Source organism: Nocardioides sp. (genome assembly GCF_051876515.1).
Taxonomy (GTDB): Bacteria; Actinomycetota; Actinomycetes; order Propionibacteriales; family Nocardioidaceae; genus Nocardioides.
On the sequence record NZ_JBJEHY010000097.1, the window covers coordinates 9,658 to 12,839 of the forward strand.

Sequence of the window (3,182 nt, forward strand, 5' to 3'; positions counted from 1 at the left end):
CCTTCGAGGTGCGCACCCACGACGGGAGCCGCTACGACTTCGACTCGGTGGAGTGCGCGGCCCGGGTGCTGGCCCCAGCCTGCGTGAACTGCGGCACCCGCATCCTCGGGCACGGGGTGCAGGACGAGTTCCACGTCTTCTGCTGCGCCCACTGCGCGCGGACCTCGGGCGCCACCGGCCCCGTGGACCGGGTCAGCAGCGGATCCTGAGGTTCACTGGACACCTGTGCAGTCACCGTCTTGAATGGGCCCCGCCTGACAGGAAGGGGCCGGGGATGGTGGCAGTGGTGACGGGATCGAGCCGGGGGATCGGACGTGCGGTGGCCGAGCACCTCGCCGCACGGGGTGTCGCGGTCGTGGTCAACGGTCGCGACGAGTCGGCCCTGGCCGACACCGTCGCCGCGGTGAGGGCGGCTGGTGGCACGGCTGTCGGGGTGCCGGGACGGGGGCAGGACGAGGCCGTCGTTGCCGACCTCGCCGCCGCGGCCGCCGACCTCGGGGGAGTGACCCGCCTGGTCAACTGCCTCGGTGTCCCCGAGCCGGTCGGGACCTCCATCCTCGACGTCTCTCCCGCGGCCTTCGACGAGCTCATCGCCGTGCACCTGCGCGCGACCTTCCTGACCTGCCGCACCTTCGCGCCGCTGCTCGCCGAGGCCGGGGGTGGCGCGATCGTCAACACCGGCTCCCACGCCTTCCTCGGGATGTACGGCGGTACCGGGTACGCGGCCGGCAAGGGAGGCGTGGTCAGCCTGACCTGGGCGATCGCCGCCGACCTGGCCGAGCACGGCGTACGCGCCAACGTGGTCTGCCCGGGTGCGCGCACGCGGCTGTCGACGGGGCCGGAGTACGAGGGGCAGATCGCATCCCTCCACGCGCGGGGACTGATCGACGACATGGTGCGCGACGCCTCGCTGGCGCCGGCCGGTCCCGAGCACGTCGCCCCGCTCTACGCCTACCTGGCCGGACCGGCGTCGGCGCCCCTCACCGGAGAGGTCTTCGTCGGCTCCGGCGGGTACGTGGGGCGGGTCGCGCGACCGACCGACGAGTTCGTCGCCTGGCACCCGGACCCGGCGGCCGAGCCGTGGGACGACGCGTCGCTGGCCGCGGTGCTCGGCCAGCGCCCGGTCGGGGCCTAGGCTGATCCCGTGGTCGACGACTCCTGGTTCTCCCCGCGACGCGGGCTCAACGCGCGGCAGACCGCGACGGTCGAGAGGATCTTCGACGCCGCCGAGGCGTTCCTGGCCGACCGCGGCTACGAGGAGCTGACCCTGCGGCTGGTCGCGGCCGACACCGGCGTCTCCTCCGCGACGGTGTACACGTACTTCTCCTCCAAGAACCACCTGTGCGCGGGGGTCTTCTGCCGCTACGTGCTGCAGGCAGGTGCGCCGGAGTTCGCCGGTGACGTCGTGGAGCGGGTCCAGCAGGTGGTGCGGCACCTCAGTGCCACCATCGCCTCGGCGCCCACCCTGGCCAGCGCGGCCACCCGCTCCCTGATGGCACCCGAGGAGGACGTGGCCGAACTCCGGATGACCTTGGGCACCCACTGGGCCTCCCTGTTCCACCGGGCGCTGGGGGAGGCCTCGACGCCCGAGCTCAACGAGGCGCTGCTGCTGAGCTTCTCCGGCGCGCTGCTGCACGCCGGCATGGGTGCGTTGGCGTACGAGGACCTGGTCGGGCACCTGTCTCGGGCCGTCGAGACGGTCCTGCGCGGCAACGTCCAGTCGTAGGACCCCGCGAGGTCCCACGCGTCCCTCCCGTACCACCGGGTGGGGAAGTCTTACCTGTTGTGGCCGTTGCAACCCCTACAACGTGACGAAGTCCCCGCCTGAGCGGGGACTTCGACACCGGGGCAGCGGCCCTCAGATCCGGATGTCGGCCCGCAGCCCGGCGAACCCGCGCACGGCCACGGGCGAGGGTGCGCCGCGGTCCGGCGCCTCGTCCTCGGCGGGGCGGCGTACGGCGAACTGCTCGCGGTAGAGGCGCGCGTACAGGCCGTCCTCGTCGGCCACCAGCTCGGCGTGGGTGCCCTGCTCGACCAGGCGTCCCTCGGCGAGCCCGAAGATGACGTCGGCGTTGTGGATCGTGGAGAGCCGGTGTGCGATGGCCAGAGTCGTACGCCCCTGCGTGGCGCGCTCCAGCGCCTCCTGGACCAGCCGCTCGGTCTCGTTGTCCAGCGCGCTGGTCGCCTCGTCGAGGATCAGGATCCGCGGGTTCTTGAGCAGCACGCGGGCGATCGCGATCCGCTGCTTCTCGCCTCCCGAGAGGCGGTACCCGCGCTCGCCGGTGACGGTCTCGTAGCCGCCGGGGAAGCTCATGATCCGGTCGTGGATGTTGGCGTCGCGCGCGGCCTGCACGATCTCCTCGGCGCTGGCGCCCGGCTTGGCGTACGCGATGTTGTCGCGGATCGACCCGTGGAACAGGTACGGCTCCTGCGTCACCATGCCCACGCAGTCGGCCAACGACGACAGCGAGATGTCGCGCACGTCGATGCCGTCCACGAGCACGCGACCGGAGGTGACGTCGTAGAAGCGGGGGACCAGGTAGGTGGCGGTCGTCTTGCCCGACCCGGACGGCCCCACGATGGCTGCCATCTGCCCCGCCTCGATGCGCAGCGACAGGTCGTCCAGGACGTACGCGTCCTGGGTGGCCGTGGACTCCTCGGTGATGGCCGCACCGCCCTCGCCGAACCGGTTGGCCGACGTCGTCCCGGTGAGGGCGCGCGGCTCGGGGTAGCGGAAGCTGACGTGCTCGAAGACGACCTCGCCACGCAGCTTCTCCGGCGAGATCGTCACGGCGTCCGGACGGTCCACGATGGCGGGCTCGAGGTCGAGGTACTCGAAGATCCGGCGGAACAGCGCCAGCGACGTCTGCACGTCCAGCGTCACGCGCATCAGCTGGATCAACGGCATCTGCAGCCTGGCCTGGACCGTGGTGAAGGCGACCAGCGTGCCGGCGGTCAGCCCGTCCTCTCCACCGGGCAGCTGGCCGGTCATGATGAAGCCGGCCGCGAGGTAGATCAGCGCCGGGGTGATGGCGAAGAAGGTCTGCACCGTGGCGAAGAAGAGCCGCCCGGTCATGGCCTGCTCCACCTGGAGCGCGGTCTGCTGCTGGTTGGCCTCGCGGTAGCGACGGGTCTCCGACTCGCCGCGGTTGAAGACCTTCGACAGCAGGATGCCCGAGACG

General features: G+C 71.8%; 4 protein-coding genes. 3 read left to right on the plus strand and 1 reads right to left on the minus strand.

The features are described 5' to 3' along the window. The 3 genes from ACI379_RS07000 to ACI379_RS07010 all read left to right on the plus strand — a co-directional run. The coding region (locus ACI379_RS07000) for a hypothetical protein (RefSeq protein WP_439791362.1) at nucleotides 1-209 on the plus strand (209 nt) is incomplete at its 5' end. A gap of 65 nt (nucleotides 210-274) precedes the next feature. Further along, on the plus strand, nucleotides 275-1,135 hold the full coding sequence (locus ACI379_RS07005) for an SDR family NAD(P)-dependent oxidoreductase (RefSeq protein WP_439791363.1): 861 nt from the start codon (nucleotides 275-277) through the stop codon (nucleotides 1,133-1,135). A gap of 9 nt (nucleotides 1,136-1,144) precedes the next feature. Beyond that, complete coding sequence (locus tag ACI379_RS07010) at nucleotides 1,145-1,726, plus strand: TetR/AcrR family transcriptional regulator (RefSeq protein WP_439791364.1); 582 nt, start codon at nucleotides 1,145-1,147, stop codon at nucleotides 1,724-1,726. Nucleotides 1,727-1,858: 132 nt separating this feature from the next. Here the strand turns inward: ACI379_RS07010 and ACI379_RS07015 are convergent. After that, nucleotides 1,859-3,182, minus strand: a 1,324-nt coding sequence (locus tag ACI379_RS07015; protein ID WP_439791365.1) for an ABC transporter ATP-binding protein, incomplete at its 5' end; no start/stop codon positions are given.

Coding starts and splice junctions, on each gene's coding strand:
- ACI379_RS07005 (WP_439791363.1), top strand. CDS start 275: ATGGTGGCAGTGGTGACGGGATCGAGCCGGGGGATCGGACGTGCGGTG.